General features: G+C 56.9%; 20 protein-coding genes. 14 read left to right on the top strand and 6 right to left on the bottom strand.

The window, feature by feature from the left end:
- The first annotated feature begins 119 nt into the window (after window positions 1–119).
- On the top strand, window positions 120–566 hold the full coding sequence (locus OHL22_RS09850; protein ID WP_263336277.1) for a hypothetical protein: 447 nt from the start codon (window positions 120–122) through the stop codon (window positions 564–566).
- A gap of 173 nt (window positions 567–739) precedes the next feature.
- The gene (locus OHL22_RS09845) at window positions 740–1,285 is read left to right on the top strand and encodes an AAA family ATPase (RefSeq protein WP_263336274.1); all 546 of its coding nucleotides are present in this window, start codon (window positions 740–742) and stop codon (window positions 1,283–1,285) included.
- A gap of 224 nt (window positions 1,286–1,509) precedes the next feature.
- On the opposite strand, the gene OHL22_RS09840 is transcribed toward OHL22_RS09845, so the two are convergent.
- Window positions 1,510–2,703 carry an MFS transporter gene (locus OHL22_RS09840; RefSeq protein ID WP_263336269.1) on the bottom strand — a complete coding sequence of 398 codons (1,194 nt, stop codon included), beginning with the start codon at window positions 2,701–2,703 and terminating at the stop codon, window positions 1,510–1,512.
- Between the two features lie 168 nt (window positions 2,704–2,871).
- Between OHL22_RS09840 and OHL22_RS09835 the strand changes: the two genes are divergently transcribed.
- Together OHL22_RS09835 and OHL22_RS09830 are read left to right on the top strand one after the other, a co-directional pair.
- The gene (locus OHL22_RS09835; RefSeq protein WP_263336266.1) at window positions 2,872–4,290 is read left to right on the top strand and encodes a MiaB/RimO family radical SAM methylthiotransferase; all 1,419 of its coding nucleotides are present in this window, start codon (window positions 2,872–2,874) and stop codon (window positions 4,288–4,290) included.
- Window positions 4,291–4,362: 72 nt separating this feature from the next.
- Window positions 4,363–5,196 carry a dienelactone hydrolase family protein gene (locus tag OHL22_RS09830; RefSeq protein WP_263336263.1) on the top strand — a complete coding sequence of 278 codons (834 nt, stop codon included), beginning with the start codon at window positions 4,363–4,365 and terminating at the stop codon, window positions 5,194–5,196.
- A 39-nt stretch (window positions 5,197–5,235) separates the two neighbouring features.
- Here the strand turns inward: OHL22_RS09830 and OHL22_RS09825 are convergent, their stop codons facing one another.
- The gene (locus OHL22_RS09825; protein WP_263336260.1) at window positions 5,236–5,865 is read right to left on the bottom strand and encodes an NAD(P)-dependent oxidoreductase; all 630 of its coding nucleotides are present in this window, start codon (window positions 5,863–5,865) and stop codon (window positions 5,236–5,238) included.
- Between the two features lie 102 nt (window positions 5,866–5,967).
- Here OHL22_RS09825 and infC point away from each other — a divergent pair, with 102 nt between their 5' ends.
- Complete coding sequence (infC, locus tag OHL22_RS09820) at window positions 5,968–6,678, top strand: translation initiation factor IF-3 (protein ID WP_263336257.1); 711 nt, start codon at window positions 5,968–5,970, stop codon at window positions 6,676–6,678.
- A 104-nt stretch (window positions 6,679–6,782) separates the two neighbouring features.
- Window positions 6,783–8,939, top strand: a complete 2,157-nt coding sequence (locus OHL22_RS09815; RefSeq protein ID WP_263336254.1) for a S9 family peptidase — start codon at window positions 6,783–6,785, stop codon at window positions 8,937–8,939.
- 7 nt (window positions 8,940–8,946) lie between these two features.
- On the opposite strand, the gene OHL22_RS09810 is transcribed toward OHL22_RS09815, so the two are convergent.
- Both OHL22_RS09810 and OHL22_RS09805 read right to left on the bottom strand, forming a co-directional pair.
- On the bottom strand, window positions 8,947–11,241 hold the full coding sequence (locus OHL22_RS09810) for a carbohydrate binding family 9 domain-containing protein (RefSeq protein ID WP_263336249.1): 2,295 nt from the start codon (window positions 11,239–11,241) through the stop codon (window positions 8,947–8,949).
- Between the two features lie 429 nt (window positions 11,242–11,670).
- On the bottom strand, window positions 11,671–12,426 hold the full coding sequence (locus OHL22_RS09805) for a hypothetical protein (protein ID WP_263336247.1): 756 nt from the start codon (window positions 12,424–12,426) through the stop codon (window positions 11,671–11,673).
- A 187-nt stretch (window positions 12,427–12,613) separates the two neighbouring features.
- On the opposite strand from OHL22_RS09805, the gene rpmI reads away from it, so the two are divergent.
- The 6 genes from rpmI (at window position 12,614) to OHL22_RS09775 (ending at window position 17,765) form a co-directional block, all read left to right on the top strand.
- A complete protein-coding gene (rpmI, locus tag OHL22_RS09800) occupies window positions 12,614–12,811 on the top strand; it encodes a 50S ribosomal protein L35 (RefSeq protein WP_263336244.1) in 198 nt (65 codons plus the stop codon).
- Window positions 12,812–13,077: 266 nt separating this feature from the next.
- Entirely contained in the window at window positions 13,078–13,452 is a 375-nt protein-coding gene (rplT, locus tag OHL22_RS09795; RefSeq protein WP_263336242.1) for a 50S ribosomal protein L20, read from the top strand.
- A 105-nt stretch (window positions 13,453–13,557) separates the two neighbouring features.
- Window positions 13,558–14,640, top strand: coding sequence for a phenylalanine--tRNA ligase subunit alpha (pheS, locus tag OHL22_RS09790; RefSeq protein WP_263336240.1), 1,083 nt, complete (start codon window positions 13,558–13,560; stop codon window positions 14,638–14,640).
- Complete coding sequence (pheT, locus tag OHL22_RS09785) at window positions 14,637–16,760, top strand: phenylalanine--tRNA ligase subunit beta (RefSeq protein WP_263336237.1); 2,124 nt, start codon at window positions 14,637–14,639, stop codon at window positions 16,758–16,760. Before pheS ends, pheT begins: the two co-directional genes overlap by 4 nt.
- 72 nt (window positions 16,761–16,832) lie before the next feature.
- Entirely contained in the window at window positions 16,833–17,390 is a 558-nt protein-coding gene (locus tag OHL22_RS09780; protein ID WP_263336234.1) for a hypothetical protein, read from the top strand.
- A gap of 9 nt (window positions 17,391–17,399) precedes the next feature.
- Window positions 17,400–17,765, top strand: a complete 366-nt coding sequence (locus OHL22_RS09775) for a cell division protein ZapA (RefSeq protein ID WP_263336231.1) — start codon at window positions 17,400–17,402, stop codon at window positions 17,763–17,765.
- A gap of 41 nt (window positions 17,766–17,806) precedes the next feature.
- On the opposite strand, the gene OHL22_RS09770 is transcribed toward OHL22_RS09775, so the two are convergent.
- Window positions 17,807–18,034, bottom strand: a complete 228-nt coding sequence (locus tag OHL22_RS09770; RefSeq protein WP_263336227.1) for a hypothetical protein — start codon at window positions 18,032–18,034, stop codon at window positions 17,807–17,809.
- 189 nt (window positions 18,035–18,223) lie between these two features.
- The gene (locus OHL22_RS09765) at window positions 18,224–20,539 is read right to left on the bottom strand and encodes a S53 family serine peptidase (protein ID WP_263336224.1); all 2,316 of its coding nucleotides are present in this window, start codon (window positions 20,537–20,539) and stop codon (window positions 18,224–18,226) included.
- A 375-nt stretch (window positions 20,540–20,914) separates the two neighbouring features.
- On the opposite strand from OHL22_RS09765, the gene OHL22_RS09760 reads away from it, so the two are divergent.
- Window positions 20,915–21,856 carry a catalase family peroxidase gene (locus OHL22_RS09760; RefSeq protein ID WP_263336221.1) on the top strand — a complete coding sequence of 314 codons (942 nt, stop codon included), beginning with the start codon at window positions 20,915–20,917 and terminating at the stop codon, window positions 21,854–21,856.
- Between the two features lie 84 nt (window positions 21,857–21,940).
- Window positions 21,941–23,506, top strand: coding sequence for a S10 family peptidase (locus OHL22_RS09755; protein WP_263336216.1), 1,566 nt, complete (start codon window positions 21,941–21,943; stop codon window positions 23,504–23,506).
- Window positions 23,507–23,621 lie beyond the last annotated feature (115 nt).

Genomic DNA, 23,621 nt, shown 5'->3' with positions numbered 1-23,621 from the left:
TTCATTTACTGCAGAATTTAAAAATGACTCAATGCTGTTTTTGCTGGCCGATCAGGAATGGAAACGAAAGTTAGGGGAAGGTTATTATTTCTGGTTATCGTGCCACTATAGTAATTGTTATGGCAGAACCGACGTTGGCGGTTATTGGAGTATATCGACCGCAAATTAGCACGGAAACATGGCAGGAACAATGGAACGTAACGGCGGATGACAATGCCACGCAAGAGCATTTTGACAAGCTAGTTCTGATCGAAGCGGTTGCGGAAGGCTTGGACGAACCCTTCGATATGGGTAAGTTCGGGCAAATGCAGGCCGAGTTTCCTGACAACCCGCGGTACATGCAGGTAGGCTACGACGAAGGGCTGCTCTCTATCGATGGAGAAACTCTCATTCAGCGCGATATGAATTGCGTGCACGGCAGCGGTCCGCTTCGATTTGCCGTTTATCTGCACCTGTACGATCCAGAACGGCCGTTGCTCTGGCAACGCGGCGAAGTTACTTGTCCGCAGGTGCAGGATATCCCGGTTCGGCTGTTATTGCTGATGCCCTACAACGCTTGTAGCTAAGGGTCTTCTCCATATATCCGGCGAGACTACTGTCGTTTTAACCATTCTTTCCCGGTCACAGACCGTATCAACCTAGCGCCAAAGGCGCGAAACTATCCCAGCCCAGGGCAACGCCCTGGGTTACAAGACCATAGAAGAACCCGAGGGCTGAAAGCCCGATCTATCCTCTAACCATGCCCCGCCACATCCTCACTGGCACCCCCGGCTCCGGCAAAACCACCATCCTCCGCCAGCTTGAGCTCGAAGGCTTCTACGTCGTCGAAGAAGCTGCCACCGATGTCATCGCTTTGGAGCAAGCCAAAGGCATCGCCGAGCCGTGGCTGCAACCAGTCTTCCTCAATCAGATCGCAGCCCTCCAATGCCAGCGCCAACTCCAGAGCTCTCGCCCAGACGAAATCCAGTTCCACGATCGGTCCGTAATCTGCACCGCCGCTCTTGCCGAATACCTTGGCTACGATCTTTCGCCATTTCTTTCCGGAGAGGTCGCCCGCGTCCTGCGCGAAAACATCTTCGACCGCCGCGTCTTTTTCCTGCGCAACCTCGGCTTCGTTCAGCCCACCGAAGCCCGCCGCATCAGCTTCGAAGAATCTCTCCGCTTCGAGCAGATTCACCAGGAAACCTACCGCCGCTACGGCTTCGAACTCATCTTCATCGAGCCCGGCGACATCGCTTCTCGCATCCAGGCAATTCTCGGTGCTCTACCTTCGTCGCGTTCCTGAATTTTCTATCTGCAATCGCATTTCGTAAAAATCACTTCCGCTCACCAGATGAGCCGCCCCGCTCCGTACAAATCTCGCCTCATACCCCAGTGACATGGATTGCAACTCATCCAACACCGATTGCGCATCGTCGCACAAGTATTGCGCATCGTCCGACGAATATTGCGCAAAGTCACACGCGGATTGCGCATCGCGCCACACCGATTGCGCACCGTTTCCGGGAGTTAGCTGGCGCGCCGCTCTCGCGCTGCCATCCACTGCGTCAGCGCTAATCCTGCCAAAACAGAACAAGCTGCAAACAGGTAGATCGGCGGATATCCGAACCCGCTGATAATCGCTCCCGCAGCTGGCCCGATCACCATCAGCGAAAAGTCCATAAATACGCCATAAGCAGCCAGCGCCGTGCCCTTATCCTGCGGCGGAATATGATGCACAGCCTCCACTCCCAGGGCAGGGAAGACCAGCGAAAAACCAAACCCTGTCAGAGCGGAACCGGCAAAGGCCAGCCCTTCCGACTTTGTTAACCACAGCAGAATCAGTCCCGCAGCCTCTGTCGCAAGGCATACCGAAGCTACAGAGAAACCGCCGACGCGGTTAATGGAATGAGCAAAAATCAGCCGCGCCAACACAAACAGCGCGCCAAAAAGAGTCAGCGCGAAAGCAGCGCCAGTCCAGCCGCGATGGGCGAAATCCAGCGTGATAAAAGTAGCCAGCACGCCAAATCCCACACTGCCCAGCGCCAGCACAAGTCCATGCGGAGCCACCTTGCCAAAGACATGATGGAAAGGCTGCTTCTCCCCATGATGCACCGGCACACGTGGCAACCGGACAGCCATTGCAAGTGGCGCAAACCCAAGCAGTACAACGATTGCGCCGATCGACCAGAACCCGAAAACCCGCTCCAACAGCACACCCAGCGGGGCGCCGATCGCCAGCGCACCGTAAGTGCAAATCCCATTCCAGGAGATAACGATAGCCGTGTGTTCTGAGCCCAATGCCAAAATGCCCCACAGCGTCGCGCCGGTTCCCACCATGCTCTCGCTCGCGCCCAGCAACAAACGGCCAACCACCAGCAGCGAAAGCCCCAGCCAGGGCAGATGCGGACAAAACGCCGCGCCCAAAGTGCACAGGCCGCTCACGCCACCTATCATCAGTCCGTTCAGGACGGTTCGCTTCGCCCCAAGCCGGTCCACCATGCGTCCTGCGTTGGGTCTGGTGATGACCGTGGCGACGTATTCGAGGCTGATGATCAGTCCCGCCAAAACGGTATTAAAGCCAAGATTCAGATGGACATACGTCGGCAGAATCGCCAACTGAACGCCGATGGCGAGATAGCAGGCAAAGGTGAAGAAAACGTAAGGGATAATGCGCGCCGAAAGTTCCCGCTGGGAATAACTTACGGCTGTGGTCGTGGCCATAACTTTCTCAAAAACCTAAGCGCAGATATGCGCAAAACCAGAGGACTTACTCAAGTATAGGATTCAATTGGCTTACCGAACGGTGCAAAGAGAGCCTAAAGACGCCATGGGACGCTATTTCGGAACTGCGCAGAGGAATAACTTCTCCGTTGTTATTCTGATAAAGCAATGGCTGGCTTTCACATCGAGAACTTTGGCTGCCGCGCCGCACGCGCTGACGGCGAAGCCATCGCCAACGGCCTGCGCAGCCGCGGATTGACAGAAAAAGCGCTCGATGAAGTCGATCTCGTCATCGTCAATTCCTGCAGCGTTACGGCTGAGGCCGATCGGGATGCTCGCGCCTTCGTCCGCAAAGCGCGGCGCATCAATCCCGAAGTGAAAGTTGTCGTGACCGGTTGCTACGCTCAGCGCGCTCCTGAGGAGGCAGCATCTATCGCCGGAGTAGACGCTGTTGTTGGGAATAGCCACAAAGCGTTCGCCGCGCAGATAGCGTTTGATCTGGTTAGTTCGGCTAAACAACAGCAGGTGCCGCTGCTTCCTGCCTCTGCATTGGTTGCGGCAAACCCGCAAACGATCTGGGTTGATGATGGTTTCGCTCATTCATGGATTGAAGAAGCGCAGATTCTGCCTGGCTTTGGTCCGGGCGCGCAGACGCGGCCCAATCTCAAGATCCAGGAGGGCTGCAGCAACCGTTGCACCTTCTGCATCATTCCCACCACGCGCGGTAACTCACGCAGCATGGGTGCGGAAAAAGTGCTGGAGCAGGTGCGCGGCTTTGTCGTTGCGGATGGCAAGGAAATGGTGCTCTCGGGTATCAATCTTGGCCGCTGGGGACGCGATCTGCCAGAGAACAGATCGTTTGCCAGTCTTGTCCGCGAGATTCTGGAGACGACAAAGCTTTCGCGTCTCAGGCTCAGCTCCATCGAGCCGATGGACTGGACGGCAGAGCTGATTGCACTGATGCGCGAGTTTGCTCACGAATCTTTCTCCGAAACCAGCCCTCGGCTGGCGCGTCATGCGCATCTGCCGCTGCAATCTGGATCGGACGCGGTGCTGCGTCGCATGCATCGCCGCTACCGGCCATGGCACTACGCACAAAAGGTTGCGGAGCTGAGCGAGGCGGCAGGTGATGAGCTTGGTCTTGGAGCGGACGTGATGGTCGGTTTTCCTGGCGAGACACATGCGGAGTTTCAAGAGAGTCACGACTTTATCGCTGCCTTGCCCTTCAGCTATTTGCACATCTTCCGGTTTTCGCCACGGCCGGGAACACGTGGCTGGGAACTGCATCGGCAATCGCCTGTCCCCGCGCAGGCGGTGCAGGAGCGACTTGCGGTGTTGCGAGCGTTGATTCGTGAAAAGTCGCATCGATTTCGCACTTCTTTTGTGGGGAAGGTGCTTCCGGCGGTCACGCTCAATGCGAATGAGAACGCGGACGCCAGTGATGGAACATCTGGTATCGCTGATAATTTTCTACCGCTGCGCATCGATCAAGTGCTGCCGCCAAACCGGATACTGCCTGTGCTTGTGCGCGGGATCGGTTCCCACGGAGAACTGCTTTGCGAGCCTGCGATGAAAGCATTTGTATGAGACGAGTACCGCGACAAAGGAGTGACAATTCATCCATTGCCCCGCGCCAGCGGCTCTACTAGAATCCTCGCCATGCGAAACCGCCGGAATTTCCCCGATCTCCGCTTTGCAGGGTTTTACAGCCTTATGGCGTGCCTGCTGCTGTTGATGACTGCACCGCTTCATGCGCAGGACTGGGCCAAGAAAAAGCTGGACGCCTCGCCACGTCATCGCGAGTGGGTCACGATTACACATGACGGACGTAAGATACAGGCCTTCGTTGTCTATCCAGAGGTGAGCCATAAGGCTCCGGTTGTGCTTGTAATCCACGAGATCTTTGGCCTGACTGACTGGGCACGCAGTATGGCGGACGATATAGCAGCGGCAGGGTACATTGCCATCGCTCCCGATCTGCTCTCTGGCATAGGACCTGGCGGCGGAGGCAGCAGCGCTTTTCCCGATCAGGACGCCGCGGTGAAAGCGGTTTCGGGCCTCGATCCAAACCAGGTGCTGGCCGATCTGGATGCGGCGGCTGACTATGCGAAGAAGCTGCCTGCCGCTAACGGCAAGCTCGCAGTCACCGGCTTCTGCTGGGGTGGCGGCAAGAGTTTTGCTTTTGCCACGCATAGACATGACATAAACGCAGCATTTGTCTTCTATGGGCCTCCGCCACCGGACGAGGCAATGAAGGCGATTACCGCGCCAGTCTATGGCTTTTACGCTGGCAACGATATGCGCATTTCGGCAACGATTCCAGCGACAACCGCAACGATGAAGACGGATGGCAAAACGTACGATCCAGTCACGTACGAGGGTGCTGGTCACGGATTCATGCGCGCAGGCGAGGCCCCCGACGCGAGCCCGGATAACAAGAAGGCCCGCGAAGAGGGTTACGCACGACTGAAGAAGTTGCTGGCAGAACTGTAGAGATCAACACAGGAAGCTGCAGTGAGGGCTCGCTCGCCATCAATAACCGATGGTGAAGCGGGCTCTTTCGTTCTGCGGCTTTTCCAGTTCGTCGACGAGAGCGATGGCGTAGTCTTCCAGCGAGATGCGGCTTGCACCGTCAGAGCCGACAATCAACTGATCCTTACCGAGGCGGAATTTACCGGTGCGCTCGCCAGGCTCAAAGAATCCGGCCGGGCTGAAGTAGGTCCAGTTGATGTCAGATTTCTTCAGCAGCGCCAGGGCTTTGTCATGGGAAACGGCGATTGGCAGCCACTGCGCCGGAATGTGACCACTGCTAATCACCGTGACGCCGGGAGCTACTTCCAGGCTGCCTGCTCCACCCACAACGATCAATCGCGGCACTTCTGCTTGTGTGACCGCATCGACGAAATGCTGGGTGACGGTAATGACCTGATCGGTATCGTCGGCTGGCGGGCCGAAGGAATCGATGACTGCATCGAAGCCTTTGATCTTTGCGGCGATTGCCTCGGCTGACGAAACGTCACCTTGGACGACGGTGAGGCTTGGTTGAGTGGCCAGTTTGGACGGTGTGCGAACGACTGCTGTGACCTGATGGCCACGGCTCAAAAGTTCGGCGAGAATGCGGCTTCCGGCTTTTCCGGTTGCGCCATAAAGCGCTACTTTCATGGAATTTTCCTTACAGGCAGAGGTTGTTAGTGCGGCTGACTCTTCTGAGGTTAAGGATGGGGAATTTCCCGAATCGATTCGGCTAGCTTCACTGCTTTTCCGGTGCGACCGTGTTGGGGCACCGCGCATCCAAGAAATGGTATACTCGGAGCGCGAGGCTGCGTCCCGAGAGGACTTAAGCCCGATCCCAGGAGGGGAATTATCGCACTCGACAAACGTTCCGCGAAACAGTTCATCCGCATTAATGAAAGAATCCGCGCTCGGGAAGTCCGTGTAATCGACGAAAACGGAGAACAGCTCGGTATTCTGGCGCCTTTTGAAGCGCTGAAGATCGCCCGTGAGCGTGGGCTTGATCTGGTGGAAGTTTCACCCAATGCTATTCCGCCCGTCTGCCGCATCCAGGATTACGGCCGCTACCTCTATGAGAAGGACAAGAGCGAAAACGCCGCCCGTAAGAAGCAGAAAGTGATCACGGTGAAGGAAGTAAAGTTCTCCGTTACGGTGGACGAACACGACTATCAGACCAAGAAGAATCAGTCGATCCGCTTCCTTACCGAAGGCGACAAGGTGAAGGCGAGCCTGCGTTTCCGCGGACGCCAGATGGCGCACCGCGAGCTTGGCTACAACATCATCAACCGCCTCATCCAGGACATCGGCGATGCCGGGTTAGTGGAGTTTATGCCGCGTATGGAAGGCACGATTCTGCACGCGATCATTGCGCCGGCCAAAAAGGATCAGAACAAGCCGAAGCAAGCGCCTCCGCAGCAGGCTGCGCCGCCTAAGGCTCCCGTTGCAAATCCGCCGCAGGCGTAGCGATTCATTCGGACAAGTCGACTGATAAGAACAAAGGGCCATCGCGATGCGATGGCCCTTTGCTTTGTGCTGGAAATCCGGCTCCGGCGTTATATGCTTGCCGCATGATCCGGATCGCTGATGTCTCTGCTGGCTGTTTTGGCCGTCGCCTTGTTCTGTTGATTGCTGGGTTTCTGGTTACAAGCGTTGCGCTGCATGCCGCCGATGAGCCGCGCTTCCCGAACAGTGAAGATTTGCGGCATATCAAGGGCATTGCCGCTCCGCTACTTTCGCCGGACGGTCAATCGGTTTTGTTTACGATGACCGACGCTACGGCGGATGGGGCGAAGTCGCATTTGTGGCTGGTTCCGGTAAATGGTGGCGCGGCGCATCAGCTCACCTACACTCCTGCCAGCGACAAGCGCGGTGAACATAGCGCCGCGTGGGCGCCGGATGGCAGCGCGATCTTTTTTCTGGCGAAGCGCGGAGAGAATACGCAGCTTTTCCGGTTGCCGCTGACGGGTGGCGAGGCTGCCCCGTACGAGCTTAAGGTTACGCCCGCAGTGGATGACTCTAAGGAACCGGGTTTCATTCCTCCTCCGAAAGCGGATGCGAAGAAGGATGATGCGAAGCCAGAGCCGGTTGCGATTGATGTGGGCAATTTTGCCTTTTCCTCGGATGGGCATTGGCTTGCGGTGATTGCGCACGATCCGGAAACAGCCGGCGAAAAGAAGGGCAAAGACGCCAAGGCCGATGCTGTGTGGGTAAATCACGAGCGGCATGGCGAGCGGCTGTATCTTGCCGCTTTAAAGGCCGATGGAACGGTAGACGGCGAGCTGAAACCTGTGTCGATTGCTCCCGATGTGCATGCGGTTTCATGGTCACCCAAGAGTGACCGCATGCTGGTGGTGACGGAGCCACCGAATGATGTGAGCGATCTCGGGCCCGCTTCAGCTGCGTGGATTGTCACTACTGCCGCCCTTGATAAACCGGTAGCGCTGAAGGGCGTGCCGCCGACGATTCGCGGCGGATTTGGATGGAGCAAGGATGGCGAGCAGGTAGTGTTCGCCGCGCAGACGCCGGAAGATGCGCCTCCGGGAGTCGAGGAGCTTTTTGCGCTGACGATTCCTTCGAACGATGCCGGGGAGGTTCAGCCGCGGCGTTTGCTGGCGGGTTTTCATGGCGGAGTCGGGTTTGGGGAATTCGTCTTTTTGCTTGGAGACAAGGTGCTTGCTCCGGTTGCCGTAGGGACGAAGATGGGCGCTGCGCGGGTAGCGCTCGATGGCAAATCTGCGCCGGATGTGCTGCCGCAAAGTGAGTCAATTGTGGCCAACCTGGGTACGAACCGAAAACAGACGGGCTGGATATGGCTGACGTCAGGTAGCACACGTGCAGAGACGCTGTGCTATGCCGAAACGCTGGGCGGCGAGTGCAAGACGCTGCCGACGCCCGAGCTGACGACGCAGCACTTCCGTAGTGTGAAATCGCAGCTTGTGACATGGAAGAGCGATGGGCTGACGATTGACGGATTGTTGTATCTTCCACCGCAGGCAACGACGCAAAAGGTTCCGCTGATTGTGGATGTACATGGTGGTCCGCTGGGCGCGTGGGAGGATCGCTACGAAGAGTGGACAGGATTTCTCGTTGGGCATGGATGGGCGATTCTGAGGCCGAATCCGCGCGGATCGAGCGCGTATGGGGTGAAGTTCGCGGCGGCCAATAAGAATGATCTTGGCGGTGGCGATTATCACGACATCATGGCGGGTGTGGATGCCGTCGTGAAGCAATATCCGATTGACCCGGACAAGCTGGCGCTGATGGGTTACAGCTATGGCGGTGAGATGGCTGCGTTTGTTGAGGGTAAGACAGATCGGTTTAAGGCCATCATCTCCGGCGCGCCGGTGATCGACCAGTTCAGCGAATACGGGACTGAGGGCGGTTCGTGGTATGACCGCTGGTACTTTGGCAAGCCGTGGGAACACATGGAAGATGCCTGGAGGCAGAGTCCGCTCGCCGGTGCAGCGAAGGCTAAGACGCCGTTTCTGTTGCTGCAGGGTGAGGCGGACAAGACTGACCCATTAGGGCAGTCGCAAGAGATGTATCGTGCCCTGCGGCAGGCTGGTGTGCCGGTGGAGATGGTGGAGTATCCGCGTGAGGATCACGGGCCGCTGGCGCGGGGAATCTTCGGTTATCCTGTGCCCGAGCCGTGGCACGGCTTTGATGGACGGCAGAGGATCGTAGAGTTTCTGGAGAAGGGTTTCGGAGAGACGCCGAAACCTTGAGTCGTGGTTATAGGCGGAATGTCCAGCGGATCTTGGCGGTGATAGATTCTGCGTCTGGTTCGAGATTGACGCCTGGGTGCGTGGTATTGCGTACCCAGGTGCGGTCCCAGATAACGTAGAAATCGTCTCCGGGCTTGAACGTCCAGCGAAAACGGGTGTTGCTGCTCAGGTCAAAAGAGACATTGTCATATTGCACGAAGGTGCTGAGTGAGAGATCGGGACTCCAGGCGAGTGTGGCTTTGAACTGCCATAGCTTCTCGACGAAATTGCCTTGCGGGGTGTGGGCGTAGTCACCATCTGCTGTAGCAGAGAGGGCTACTTTGCCGTTCCAGGGTGTCCAGCCAAAGGAGTTGGTCTGATGGAAGAGGTGTCCGTTGTAGTAGCCGCCGATGTAAGAAGAGTTAGAAAACTGCCAGGTGCGATGTGGGCTGGTCGTTAACTCCGTTCCGTAGCGCTGAAACTCGAAGGAGCCTGCCGGATAAGTCACATTGGAGGAGATCGCGAACGGCGTGGTGAGCACTTCGTGGTCAAAATAAGCCGTCAACAGGAAAGTGTCACCGGAGTTATTGGTGAGATAGAGCGGATGGAGGGTGAAGAGCTGTGACTGCAGATTACCCTGCGTATCGGTGATGCGTGAATAAGACAAAGAATAATTTGCCTGGCGGATGTAGCCGAAGGGGCCTTCAGAATTGGGACGCGGCCGGTACCAGCAATAAGCGCTGGTCTGTTGCGTCTGAGGGCGGGGCAGGAAGCTGAGCAGTGGATCGAATCCGTCGCCGTAACGGCTGGTCCCGGCGCCGCAGTTTACGAGGTCGTTAGGGTAGAGTGCCTGTGCACCCCAGGCCTCGCGGCTGCCATCGGGCACGTCACCCTGGGTGGTTGCTCCCCAACCTCCGAATTGAAGGCTGTGACGGCTTAAAAAGCTCGATGTGTTCCAGACAGCATCGGCACCGGCGAGTGTATTGGATAGCAGGGCTTCCGGGTCGCCGTGGGTGACGATAGTGCCGACGCGAAGATGGCGATCCACGTCGTAAGCGATGCGGCTGGCGAAGAGATTTGTGCCGTTCACCTCGGCAGAAGGCAAGCCAAGGTAGCTTACGACAGCATCGGGAACCCAGGCGGTGCGTGTCTGTGCGTCGAGCATCGCCAGGCTCCACGGGCCGACGTGGCCGTTAAGTTTGAATCCGCCATTGATGGGGATGTCGTAGCCGTCGAGCAGGCCGACGTTGCGCGAGAAGAACGGGACGAAGCTGCTGGAGAGCCCGAGGCCGAAGTCGTATTGATTCGCGCCTTCAAGAAAGAAAGCGCGCTTCTCGGGGAAATAGAGCGGCCAAGGGGTAATGTTGATCTGGCGGGAGTCGACTTCTGTCTCGGCGAAGTCGGTATTGACGGTGGCGATTGCAGCTAGTTGCGGAGTGATACGCCAGGTTAACTCGCCTCCGCCTGTGCCAGTCCAATTGCGGTATTCGGGCACGTTGTTGCGCGTCATGATGCCGCGTGTATAGGGGGCGAATTCGATGCCGTGGCCCTGCTTGAGTGGAGTGTCGAACTCCATTTCACCAGCGCGGCGCATATCCCATAGGTTGGCATCGAGTGTTGGTGAGGCCCAGCGCAGCTCGGTCTGATCACGCACAATAGAGCGGTCGAACTGCAATCCCCATAGTGCATTACCGCCGACAAAGTTCAGCGTCTGCGCCGGAATCCATATCTCAGCGGTCCATCCGTCGGCAGTACGTGCGGTGTGCGCATTCCAGATGCCGTCCCAATCAGTTGAGAAATTTCCAGGCCCTGCGATTAAACCGTCAAGACGGCCGCCGGCTGCGTTGATCTGAAAGTAGTAGCCTGTGCGCCGGTCATGAAATGTGTCGAGCAGAATCGAAACCGTATCGTCGCCGCTCTGGTCTGCATCTTGCGCTAACGTATGGACATCGATGTCTTTCGGATTTGGATCGTGACATTCGAAGCCAAAGATAAGTGCATCGCGATAGATCAGCACACGCACGGTTGTCTTGTAGGGAGTGGGTTGCAGCGGATGAGGTGACTGCTGCACCAGTTCGACCGGGTCGGCGGACTGCCAGTCGGGCTCGTTGAGCTTGCCGTCGATGTCAATTGGGCCTTGGGCTGCGCGGACATGGACCCGCGGCCTGGAATCGGAAGGCGATGCCGGTAGCACATGTCCCTGGCTCTGGGCAAAGCAGGAAGCCGTCGCGATGCTGCATAGCAGGAGCCAGAAGCCGATGCATAGTGAATCGGCGGCACGCGTTACACGGACATTCTTCGGGCGCGGGGGAATGCGAAACATTCGAACGGACGGTCTCTTTTGGGGCTTCGCCCCGGCTGCAAGCTAAAAATCGACTGAATTTGAAATACGCAGGAAACTCATGGTCAATGGTACTTGCTTCTCTGGTCTCCATCGAAGCGAATTTGCAAACAAACACAAAGTCTTTGGATGTGCCGAAAGCAAAGCACCCAACTTGCTGCCCTCACCGCTCAACTTCTAGCTCGGAACTTTTGTGTGGGCTGACGAAACAAGTTATGACAAGACATCAAGCTCGAGTCTTTCGATTGAGTTGTTCCGCAGAGGAACGAGATTTATTTTGAATCTAACTCTACATCACACTATGTACAAGGTTTAAGTCCATGCCTAATTCGAGTTATTGTTCAAATCGCCAATGGAAATGGTTACCTGAAAACTAACTCAGAATTTCAAACGGATGATTTTTGCAAGGTTTTAGTCGATCCAGTGCAGGTGAGGAAGAGGCCCATCTTTGGCAGGGGGGACCGGGACGGCGATGAATCCTTCGCGCCAGTAGCCGCCTTCGTGCCGAGGCGGCTGGCCGACGATGCGAGTGCCCAAGTGGCTGCGCTGTTCGAGGGCCAGTCCGGGCAGGCCACCGACGATCGCCTGGATCTGGTCGTGATTAGGCGGCAGGCTGGCGGTGATTGGAATCAGGGATGTAAGCGCTGCCCATGCCGTGGCCAAATCACTCACCCGGCACCGGCGTTTTGACGGTAATGGCAAGATGCCCAGCGATTTCCAGGCGGCGTGAGGGTAGCTCTCGACGAGGATCTTTTGCGGAATCGAGTCTGATGGGGTGTCGCGCGTTGCCAGTCGGCGCCAGCCCAGCCGCTCCAGGGCGTCGTAAAGAGCCAGGCAATATGAGACAAACCGTTCGTAGGTGCCAGGGAGGACGGTTCCAGGCAGACCGGTTTTGGCGGCTGTATTGAGTTCGCGTTCTGAGGCGCGGCAATGCTCGTGACCGTTGTCCTCGGCTTTCCACGCCTGCGGTCCGTCGAGCATAAGAATGCCCGCGTTGCGCTCGACACTCAGGGAGTTGAGCCGGATGGCCAATTCAACGACCGGCGGCGCTTCACGGCTCTGCCACGGGATGATGTCGCACTGGATGAGCGCGCCTTTCTGCTCGAGAACGACGACTCCCAGATCGGACCAACTGCGGCAGGCGAGATCAACGGACAGGACAGCCATGGAAACACCGTAGCTCCAATCGAAGTTGGAAGCGAGGGAAATGGCATGAAAACCGAGGCTGGGGTATACTAGGAAAGTCCATTTTGCGCCCAGGGATTACTGTTCCCGAAGTGGCACAAATGGAAGCAGTTAAGAAAATCTTCGGCGCGCCCTTCACGGGCAAATCGCTGAAAATTAAGAGAACATCATGCCCAAACTGAAGACACATTCGGGCGCGTCCAAGCGCTTTTCGAAGACTGGCACCGGCAAGATCAAGCGTGGCCAGACGAAGACGCGCCACATCCTGACCTCGAAGCTCCCCAAGACCAAGCGCAAGCTGGGCAGAATCCTGCTGGTTTCGGAAGCCGATGAGGCCAAGGTAGCCCGGATGATCCCGTACGCCTGATCCTGACCTGATCGACGTGATTGTCGAGTTAGGTTCGGATCGATGAAAGCCTGAAAAGTGATCCTGGCAGAATGTGCCGGGTGAGCTCGGGTCGACGCTAAATGCGTTGCGCGGCCCCGGAAAGCAGCAAAAACAGCTTCCAGAATTCAGGCTCGATAAGCGAGTGAAGAGGTTCCAAGCGCTGATTGCGCCTCCTGCCTCCAGCCGCCAGACAGAACGCAACCGGAAACGGCAAGACCGGACCGGGAAAGAAAGGAACAAACACCATGCCTCGCGTAAAACGTGGCACAAAGCGGTCAGACCGCCGTAAAAAGATTCTCAAGCGCGCAAGCGGCTACTTCCTCACAAAATCGAAGCTGTATCAGGCAGCGCAGGAAGCCGTCGAACGCGGACTTAAGTTCGCCTACACCGGCCGCCGCCAGAAGAAACGCCAGTTCCGCTCGCTCTGGATTGTGCGTATCTCGGCAGCGGCTAAGCTGAACGGCATCAGCTATTCGCAGCTCATCAACGGTCTGAAGAAGGCCGGTATCGAGCTGGACCGCAAGATCCTCGCCGATATCGCGGTGCAGGATGCGGCAGGCTTTACCCGCCTGGTCGAACAGGCCAAGGCGGCGCTCGAAGCGGAGAAAAAGGCAGCTTAACTCTCAACTTCGATCAACCCTCCAACGGCCCGGTGAAAGTCTCCGGGCCGTTTCTATTTCACCGGACCTGGTCATTTATCCTGCTCTTTACGCATTCGCACTGAGATGACGCAATCTGATCCTCAAGACCTGAATCTATATTTTGCCGAGCTGGAGCAAGAGGCGCGGCAGGCTGCTTCGGCGCTTTCAACTCCCGAGGCAGTCGAAGAGTTTCGCCTGGTGTGGCTGGGGCGCAAGCAAGGCAAGCTCAAGCAGCTTTCCGATTCGCTGCTGAAGTCGGCTGCGCCCGAGGCGCGCCGCGAGATTGGCCAGCGATTTAACGCGTTGAAGTCGGTGGTGGAGTCGCTGCTGGAGGATGCCGCAGGAGCCGGTCCAAGCGACTCGGCATTGGCGGCTGAGGCTATCGACATTACGCTGCCGAGCACACGGGGCTTGCTAGGCGCCGAGCATCCGATTACGCGCACCATGAACGAGATTGTGCAGGTGTTTGCTGCACTCGGTTACTCGGTGGGGGTGGGGCCTGAGGTTGAGACTGATTTTTACAATTTCGAGAGCATGAATTTTCCGCCGGGGCATCCGGCACGCGATACGCAGGACACGCTGGTAATTGCAAACCAGGAGCGCCGTCCATTGCGCGACCGCTTACTGCTGCGCACGCATACCTCGCCGGTGCAGATGCGGACGATGGAGCAGCAGCCGCCGCCATTGCGCATTGTCATCCCCGGCAAAGTGCACCGCAATGAGGCCGACGATGCGACCCACTCCTCGACCTTCCATCAGGTCGAGGGTCTGTGCGTTGACACCAACATCACTTTCAGCGATCTGAAGGGAACACTGGATCACGCCATGAAGGCGCTCTTCGGTTCCAGCGTAAAGACCCGCTTCTTCCCATCGTTCTTTCCCTTTACGGAGCCTTCAGCCGACGTCCAGATAAGCTGCATTTTTTGCGGTGGTAAGGGATGCCGCAGATGCAAGCAGTCCGGATGGATTGAGCTGCTTGGCTGCGGAATGGTTGACCCTGCTGTTTTCGCTTTCGCCGCAGAAAAGCAGCCGGGCTACGACCCGAAAAAGATATCCGGCTTCGCCTTTGGAATGGGTGTCGAACGCATTGCGATGATGAAGTACGGCGTCAGCGACATCGGTCAATTTTTCTCTGGCGATATGCGCTTCCTGGAGCAATTCGCATGAAAATTCTCAGTAACTGGCTCCGCGCGTATCTCCCAAATCTCATCGTTGATGACCGTCAGCTCGCCGAAGATCTGACCCTGCGCGGGATTGCTGTTGAAGGCATCTTCGATCTTGGCGCAGGCAACGGTTCGCTCTTTGAGATGGACATCACGACCAACCGCGTCGATGCGATGAATCATTACGGAGTCGCACGAGAGGTTGCGACGATTTATGGGCTGGAGCTGGCGCCGATTCAGGTGGTTTTGCCAGCGGCGAAGTCTTCGCAAAAAGCGTTCTCTGTCCAGATTGAAGCGCAGGATGCCTGTGGCCGATTCACCGCTCGCGTGCTGCGAGGCGTGACGATTGCAGCGGGTGCAGCTGCGGGTCCGTTGTCGAAGGAAGTTGTGCGGTATTTCAATCTGCTTGAACAAAAACAGATTTTGAACGCCGTGGATGCGACGAATTATGCGTGGCTGGCGATGGGGCAGCCGACGCATGCCTTCGATCTCGATAAGCTCGAGGGCGGCATCGTTGTGCGGCGCGCGCGCAAAGGAGAGAAGCTGCGGACGCTGGACGGCGTGGAACGGCAGCTTGATCCAGAAGATTTGATTGTGGCCGACCATGCCAAGCCGCTGGCGCTAGCTGGTGTGATGGGTGGATGGGACTCGATGATCACGCCGGAGACGAAAAACATTCTCGTCGAAGCGGCGTGGTTCGACCCAGTGGCGGTGCGCCGCACTGCGCGTCGTCATGGGCTGCACACGGATGCTTCGCATCGCTTTGAGCGCGGAGCAGATTTTAATGCTGCACCGGTGGCTTCGGCGATCGTGAGCGCCATCATTCTTGAGAGTGGCGGGCACATTGAGGGCGATCTCGTGGATGTGACTGTGGCGGCGTTGCAGGCGCGAACGGCTACGCGGAAATCGGTCTCACTGGCGTTGAGCGAGGTACACCGACATCTCGGCACGACGATCGATGCGGAGGGGATTTCGGCTTCGACGGTTGAAGGCTTTCTCTCTGCGCTTGGATGCGCGCTTGTGTCCGATGCAGCAGGTAACTCAGCGAGTTGGCAGGTGACACTGCCGAGCTGGCGGCTTGATCTGGAGCGCGAAATCGATCTGATCGAAGAGGTCGCGCGCGTTTACGGTTATAACCGCTTTGCGAATACACTCCCTGCGTTTGCGGGCGCGATCCGGGCGTTGCCAAACGTGGCTGCAGAGTCTGTGATCAGGCGCAAGCTGCTGGCAAGCGGATTTTACGAGGCAATTTCGAGCACCTTCTGCTCCGCACAGGATGCTGCGCTGACTGCGCCTCAGCCGGGGTTGGCGGTGCCCGTGGGCAATCCGTTGAGTGAAGAGGCGGGCATGATGCGGCCATCGCTGGTGCTGGGCATGCTGCACATGGTCGCCGGCAATCTGCATCGCGATGTGGAAGATGTGCGTCTCTTCGAGATTGGAACGGTCTTTTCCGGCACGACCGAGCGGGTGGAGGAGCGCCCTGCGCTGAGTTTTGGGGCAGCAGGCGCTGCTCCGCAGGCTGGACCGATGCAGCCGGGTCGCTCGCTCGATTTTTACGACGTGAAGGGCCTGGTGGAGCTGATTCTTGCGTCATTCCGGACCAAATCCGTAATTTTCGATACGTTCCCGGCTGAGGTTGGGATTACGCCGGCATGGCTGCATCCTTACCGCTCAGCGCGGGTTTCAGCGGATGGACTGACAGCGGGATGGTTTGGGCAGATTCATCCCAAGCTAGCGGCGGAGCGAAAGCTGAAGGCAACGGTCTTTGCTGGAGAGATTTATCTCGATCGCCTGTTTGCATTACCTGTGGCAAAACCTGCGGTGCGCGAGCTCTCGCGGTTCCAGCCTGTGCGGCGCGACTTCTCGTTCCGGGTGCCGTCCAAGCTGGGGTGGTCACAGATTGATGAATCTCTGGCGGCGCTTGCAACCAAAACGATCCCGGAACTCATCGATTGGCGAGTACGCGAAATCCGGCAGGAGCCGGGAGTTGCGGACGAATATGCACTGTTGCTGGGAGCAACTTTCCAGGCGCAGGACCGTACTTTGCGTGATCAGGAGCTTCAATCGTGGTCGGCGCAAGTTGTTGATACTGTTTCCGCTCTCGGGGCGCGATTGCGCTCGTGACCGGTTTTCCACGTTGAACCGTCTTATACTCCCCAGCAGGGCCAGCAGAAGGCGGGCCGCAGGAGAAACGCCATGGAGGCCCATTTGGATCAGCAGGAATCGATGTTTGCAGAACCAGCAGAGCTAGAGTCGCAGGAATACGTGGAGAGTTTTCTGGGACAGGATCAGATCTCCGAGCCGGAGCCGATTCTGGATGAGGACAGCGAAGCTCTCTTTGCGGGCAGTGAACAGGATGCCGATAGCGGCTACTCTGCCGTAGCAGCGAAGCCGGTTGAGGGTGAAGCGGTAGCCACCGAAGCGTTCGAGGCGGCCTCTATGCCGGAAACGAAGACAGTAGAGCCACCGTCTGCCGCAGAGGCGAAACATTCTGAGGAGCTGACGCCATTGAGCGCCGATGATTTTTCCGCTCTCGAAGAGCGTATCCTGAGAGCCGTGAAACTGGTGCAGACCGAGCGCGAGGCGCGCATCGCTGCGGAAGATCGCGCGGCACAGCTTCAATCCCAGGTTGATGCACAAAACCCGGCAATTGAACGATTGCAAAGCGATATTGAACTTCTCAGGCTGGAGCGCGAGCAGGTGCGCCAGCGTGTGGAACGGCTGCTTGCACAGCTTGATGCGTTAGAGCTTTAGTGAGGCTCCATGTCTCAAACGAAGTCCGGTAGTGACGGCAGTTCGACCCCCGACTCATCGTTCGTGTCGGTCGATATCTACGATCAGACGTACCATCTTTCCGGTCCAGATCCGGCGCAGATCCAGCGCCTGGCCGCTCGTGTGGATACCTGCATGCGCTCGGTGGCTTCGGCGAGCCGGACGGCGGATTCGCTTCGAGTGGCCGTACTGACGGCGCTGAATTTTGCTGACGAGGCGGCACGCGCTGAAGAGCAGCTGCAACAACTTGGCGCGACGCGCGAAGCTGCGGAATCCGCGGAATTGCACTCGCGTGCAGTGCGCCTGCGCGGGCTTCTGGATACCGTTCTGGATCAACCCAGCGAGCCGGCGTCGTAAGTCAGTTGGTGTACTGGAGAACGCGCTCTGATCGATGTGCGCTATCGGCTGTGCAGCGAAGCAGAGCTGCAGAATGACTCAAACCAGCGGCTTATGTAGACCTGTGCGTGTCCTTCGCCGCAGAAATGCAGCGCTCCGGACATGCCTGCTTCCTGTGTGTCCCATTTGATGACGGCGAGCTTGGTGTCACCGCAGTGAATCACGAACCATCGGACCGGGGCCGAACTTTCCAGTCCGCAGATTTCGCACTTATAGATATTGCCGATCAAGAGACCTCCAGAAGAGTTGGGAGACGATACAGAACTGGTCAGCCCAATTGTAACGGTAGATCGTTCAGTTCACCCAACGGCGCAAAGAACATCATCAAGGCGAAAATCGAAGACATTTCCGCGACGATGAGGAAAAACGAAGCCCGGCCAATGCGGCCGGGCTTCGTTGTGGAAGCAGTTGAGTTATCGCTATCGAACGACAGTGAAGGTCAGCGTAGCGGTGTGAGAGACGCTTCCACTGGTCGCCTTGATGGTGATGGTGGAGGTTCCCGTCGGTGCCGTGCGAGAAACGGTCAAGGTGAAGTCGGAAGTTCCCGAACCGGGGGCGGCGATTGTGCTGGGGCTAAAGCTGCCTGTGACTCCGGATGGAATACCCGTGGCCGACAATGTCACTGCTCCGCTGAAGCCACCGGAGACTGTTGTAGTTACAACTGCGTAACCGCTTTGCCCTCGCGCCAGCGAACCAGAGGTTGGAGAGACCGAGACGGCGAAGCTACCACTGCCAGACGTGGTTACTGTGAGGTTGATCGTTGTGGTCTGCGTGACACCGCCGCCTGTTCCGGTAATCGTGATCGGATAGGTGCCCGCAGCAACGGTAGATGCTACGGCCAGCGTGACTCCAGATGAACCTGATCCAGGCGCGGCAATCGGGTTTGTCCCAAACGTGACGGTCACGCCGGAAGGCTGTCCGCTGGCAGAGAGCGTGATTGCTGAGTTGAAACCACTAATTGCCGTGGTCGAGATCGACGAGCTTCCAGAGTTTCCCTGCTGAACCGAAACCGCCGAAGGTGAGGCGGAGATCGAGAAGGTTGGGGTGGTTGAGGTGCTGCCCGCCAAGGCGTTAATCAGGTTCACGCCATTTGGGCTGCCCCAGCCTGTGACAAGGTCATATCCAGTCACCGCGGAATAGCTGCCTGAGGTGCCGCTTGTTATGTCGTGGAAATTTGTCGCGTAGCTCGATGTTATGTTTTGCGCGTAGACGGTCGGGTTGATGAACTGGAGAGGCGCCTCGCCATTATTGGCCAGCTGTTGATTGGCCAACGCAATGTAGGCCGCCCACATGGGCGCGGCAAAGCTGGTGCCACCGTATTCATTGGCCGTGCAGGTTGTTTGGTCTGCGCAGACATAAAAGGTGAAATTAGCATTAGCCGCAACATCGGGACCGTTGCGGTAGGTAGTCGACCCTTTATTGGTGGAGTTGATTACACCAGAAAGCTTCTGCCATGAGGGAATAGCGATCTTGTCCGGGGAGATGCCACCGCCTGAGTCGGCCCAGGCTGTTTCTGACTTCCACGCGCCGCCGGCGCTCGCGGTAACGAGGTCGGTTCCGCCGACCGAGACGACATTCGCGTCGTCGGCTGGCCATGCTTCGTTCCTTGAAGACCAGGTAGAGCTATCCCCTGACGCGGCAAAGAAGTTCTGTCCCTGCGAAGACATCTTTTCAAAATAAGGATCGAGAGTGCTGGCATCAGCAGGGGTCCATCCCCATGAGCAGCCAATCGTGGTGGGGAGTGGGCTGTGTGTGGTCATGGCGCTGATGATTGCAGTGTCCGTCGAGCCGACATACATCGTCAGACTGGCGAGGCCTGGCGCCATACCGAGCGCCTGCGTCATGTCCAGTGTTTGCTCGGTGTCATCGCAGTTGCCTCCTGCGCGACTGTATACGCATGAAGCGCTGGTGCCATCGACGGAGAGAATCGTGATCGGCACGGAATTGGTCTGGCTGACGTTGGCGTAATAGGTATTCAGATCGCTCAAATCAGTACCTAAGTACTCAAAGAGGCCGAGGTTTTGTCCGGCGCCATTTAACGCTGAGCCGCCATAGTAGGCTGCGCGCATATCGCTGCCGAGGAAAGACGCTGACGGTCCTGAGCCTGTGGTTGCGTGCTTTACTACTGCATCGGGGCTGATACCGCGGGCGGCGGCATAGTCGCTCTTCTTGACATACATCGGGTGAGGGATCGAGTAGTTGTCGAGCCCCGAGATATGCCACAGGCTGAAGGATAGCGTTGTAGTTGGCTCGCGGTCCGGTGCGTAGAATGTGCGGTTCTCTGTCGGATGCTGGTAGGTTCGCATCACGACATGGAAGGCTTTTTCGACGGCAGAGACGGGACCTTTGACCTGAATATCCATGCCATCACGCGAGCCGCCGACGATAGAGAATCCGTTCGCTTTGAGATAGGCCGTTGCCGCGTTGTAGTCAGCTTCGGTTGGGCCGTATTTTGTGGTGAATTCAGTGGGCGTGATGAACTTGCGGTAATCTGGGCTGGCTGGGTTAGACAGCTCGCTTAAAAACTGTTTCAGGCTTGTCTCATCACGCAGAGGCAACACGACGTCGAGTTGCATCACCTGCTCGGAGGGCAGCCTACCGATTATTCGGGCAGTGCCATTTTGCGCAGCCTCCCGCACATGGTGGGTTCTAAATGTCTGCGATTGGGCTACGGGATTAAAGAGACAAGCGAGTACAGCAAAGAGGGGTAAGAGCTGACCGACTCTCCGATTCATGGTTTCTCCTGGGTTCGGGAACTGTGAATTGGCTTCAAGAGAATTGCACGGCGTTTTGGTTCTAGGCACGCTATCACTCCTGCACGTGATCGGCAAGAAAAAGATTGAGTATTCCACAGCACAGCAAATTGCGCAGAACCAATTTGACGCAGGAAAGAGGGACGATTTCTAAGACGAGGTCCTCTGCGAGGCTATGCTCAGAAATGAATGACAGCAGAGCGTGGTTCTGAAATTTAAGGGGAAATAAACGGAAAAGAAGTTGGACTGGGTGAATCTATATCGTGAGCGGAACCCTGTAGCGCGACCATGTTCAGATGAATAGTTTGTTCTTAATCCTCTGCTGGCGCATACCGATCGCAAAAGGAGAACTGCACCATGCCATTACCGACAGATGAGAAGCTGCTCGCACTTGCTAACGACCTACTTCAACAATTCGATCAGTTATTCGGGCTGAATCCGGGGTTTCGTGCGGCGCACGCCAAAGGGATTATGTTGCGCGGGGTATTTACTCCCGCTCCGAATGCAGCCAGTCTTTCGCGTGCCCCGCATTTCATTCGCGAGTCCACGCCGGTTTCACTGCGCTTCTCTAACTCTACGGGTGTTCCTGTGATTCCGGACAATGACCCGAACGCGGATCCCCGTGGCATGGCGGTGCGTTTTCATCTTGCCGAGCGCGTACACACAGATATCGTCAGCCATTCGGTCGATGGCTTTCCGACGCATACGGGCCAGGAGTTTCTGGAGTTTCTGAAGGCGGTCGCAGCGACCAAGGCAGATTCGCCACATCCGACACCGGTCGAGGCGTTTCTCGGGACGCATCCTGCGGCTTTGGCGTTCGTGCAGACACCAAAGCCGGCTCCCTCCAGCTTTGCGCGTGAGACATATTACGGTGTGACAGCGACGCGCTTTATTACGCGCGAAGGCACTGCTAGATACGGCCGTTATCGTCTATTGCCAGATGCAGGAAACGATCATCTCACCGCGGATGAGGTTGCGAAGAAAGATGCGAATTATCTTCATGACGAGATTGTTTCCCGCGTTGCTGCCGGACCGGTGAAATTCAAGATTGTGGCGCAGCTTGCGAATGAGGGTGACGAGGTGAATGACGCCACCATTCACTGGCCGGAAGACCGTGAGATCTTCACTATTGGAGATCTCGTGCTTACGCATCCGGTTGAGGACAATCAGGCCGAGCAGAAACACGTGATCTTCGATCCGATCCCGCGTGTCGATGGCATTGAGCCCTCCGACGATCCGCTGCTTGAGCTACGGGCCGCGATCTATCTGCTAAGCGGACGCCGCCGCAGGTCAGCTTAGCAATGGCCGTTAAAAGTTTCAGCCGGGTGGACTCTGGCGCGCCCGGCTGATACAAGCCAGTTTCAAAGCAAACCTGCCACGGCGATGTATCGTATCGGTATGTTGAAAAATCTCTGCTGTGCCCCCAGCTCCATTGCCTTGCGTGCCGCCGTTCTGCTCGCTTGCGTTTCTCTGCCTGCCCTCACTATTTCCGCGAACGCGCAGAACGATAAGCCAGCAGCGGAAAAGAGCGAGAAGGAAAAATCCGATCAGGCCGCCAAGCCCGGCGAGAAGATGCCTCCATTGCCTGCCGATGCACACACAGAGCAAACCGCACAAGTGAACGGTAAGACGCTCAAGTACACGGTCACAGTTGGAACGCTGCCCGTGTATGACAAAGACGGTAAAGAGAGTGGCCAGGTTGTATTCACATCGTATGTTGTCGATGGTCCCAACCGGCCAGTGACATTCGCTTTCAACGGCGGTCCTGGAGCCTCTTCGGTGTACCTCAACTTTGGCGCCATCGGGCCCAAGGTTCTTAACGTCGGCAACGAAGGGGACAGCCCTTCCGATCCTGCGATGCTTCACGATAATCCTGGCACGTGGCTCGACTTTACCGACCTTGTATTTATTGATCCAATTGGTACGGGATTCAGCCGTTCGCTGGTGTCAATGGATGAGACCAAGAAGCAGTTTTACTCCACCGAGCCGGATATTGAATATCTCTCTCGCGTTGTCTACGACTGGCTGGTGAAGAACAATCGCCTGAGTTCGCGCAAGTACCTTGTGGGCGAGAGCTATGGAGGATTCCGAGGGCCGCGTATCACGTATTTCCTGCAATCGCAGTTGGGAGTTGCGATGAACGGTGTGGTGCTGGTTTCGCCTTACCTGAACCCGACGATCGATCAGAATGGCGATCTTTCTCCTATTCCGTGGATGGTTACACTGCCTTCGATTACTGCGGCCAATCTTGAGCGTCAGCATAAGCTGACTCCAGAAGCGATGAAAGACGTTCTGGCCTACACGTTTGGCGAATATGCGACTGATCTGCTCAAGGGCAATAACGATCCGGAAGCGACTCCACGATTGATTAGGAAGGTTACAGAGATGACTGGACTCGATCCCGAGTTTGTGAAGTATTCGGGAGGGCGGCTCGAAACCGGAGCCTATCTTCGCGAAGCGCATCGAGAGCAGGGTAAGTTAGGTTCTGTGTATGACTCGAACGTGACTGCGTTTGATCCTTTTCCGTTCTCGCCAGACCAGCGTGCTAATGATCCTATCTTGGCGAGCATTATTGCTCCGACGACGACGGCGATGGTCAACTTTGTGACGCAGACCGTTGGCTGGAAGGTCGACGCGCGTTACAACGCTCTCAGTTATGAAGTAAACAACGAATGGAACCGCGATCAAGAGCTGCGAAGCGGATCGACGGAACAGCTTCGGGAGGCTGTCGCTGCAGACCCCAAACTGCGCGTGCTCATTGTTCATGGATGGAATGATCTTTCCTGCCCGTTTATGGGATCAATCCTCACGGTGAATCAGATGCCGATCATGGGTGATCCAAGCCGTGTGGCTGTGAAGGAATATCCTGGTGGACATATGTTCTATACCCGGCAGTCGAGCCGAGAGGCGCTACATAGCGATGTCCAGGCGATGTTTGCCGCACATTGAGTGTAATTTTCGTTGACTGGTCTGCTGCCTTCAGGTAGCGTTCCGCTGTAACAAAATTGTTGAGCAGCCCCGGCGCAAAGAACGGTCTGCGAGTGCCAAGTCTCACGGCCGGGGC

The organism is Acidicapsa dinghuensis (genome assembly GCF_025685685.1).
Lineage (GTDB): Bacteria > Acidobacteriota > Terriglobia > Terriglobales > Acidobacteriaceae > Acidicapsa > Acidicapsa dinghuensis.
The sequence above is the reverse complement of the archived record's forward strand: the minus strand, read 5'-3'. Positions and strand labels throughout refer to the sequence as shown.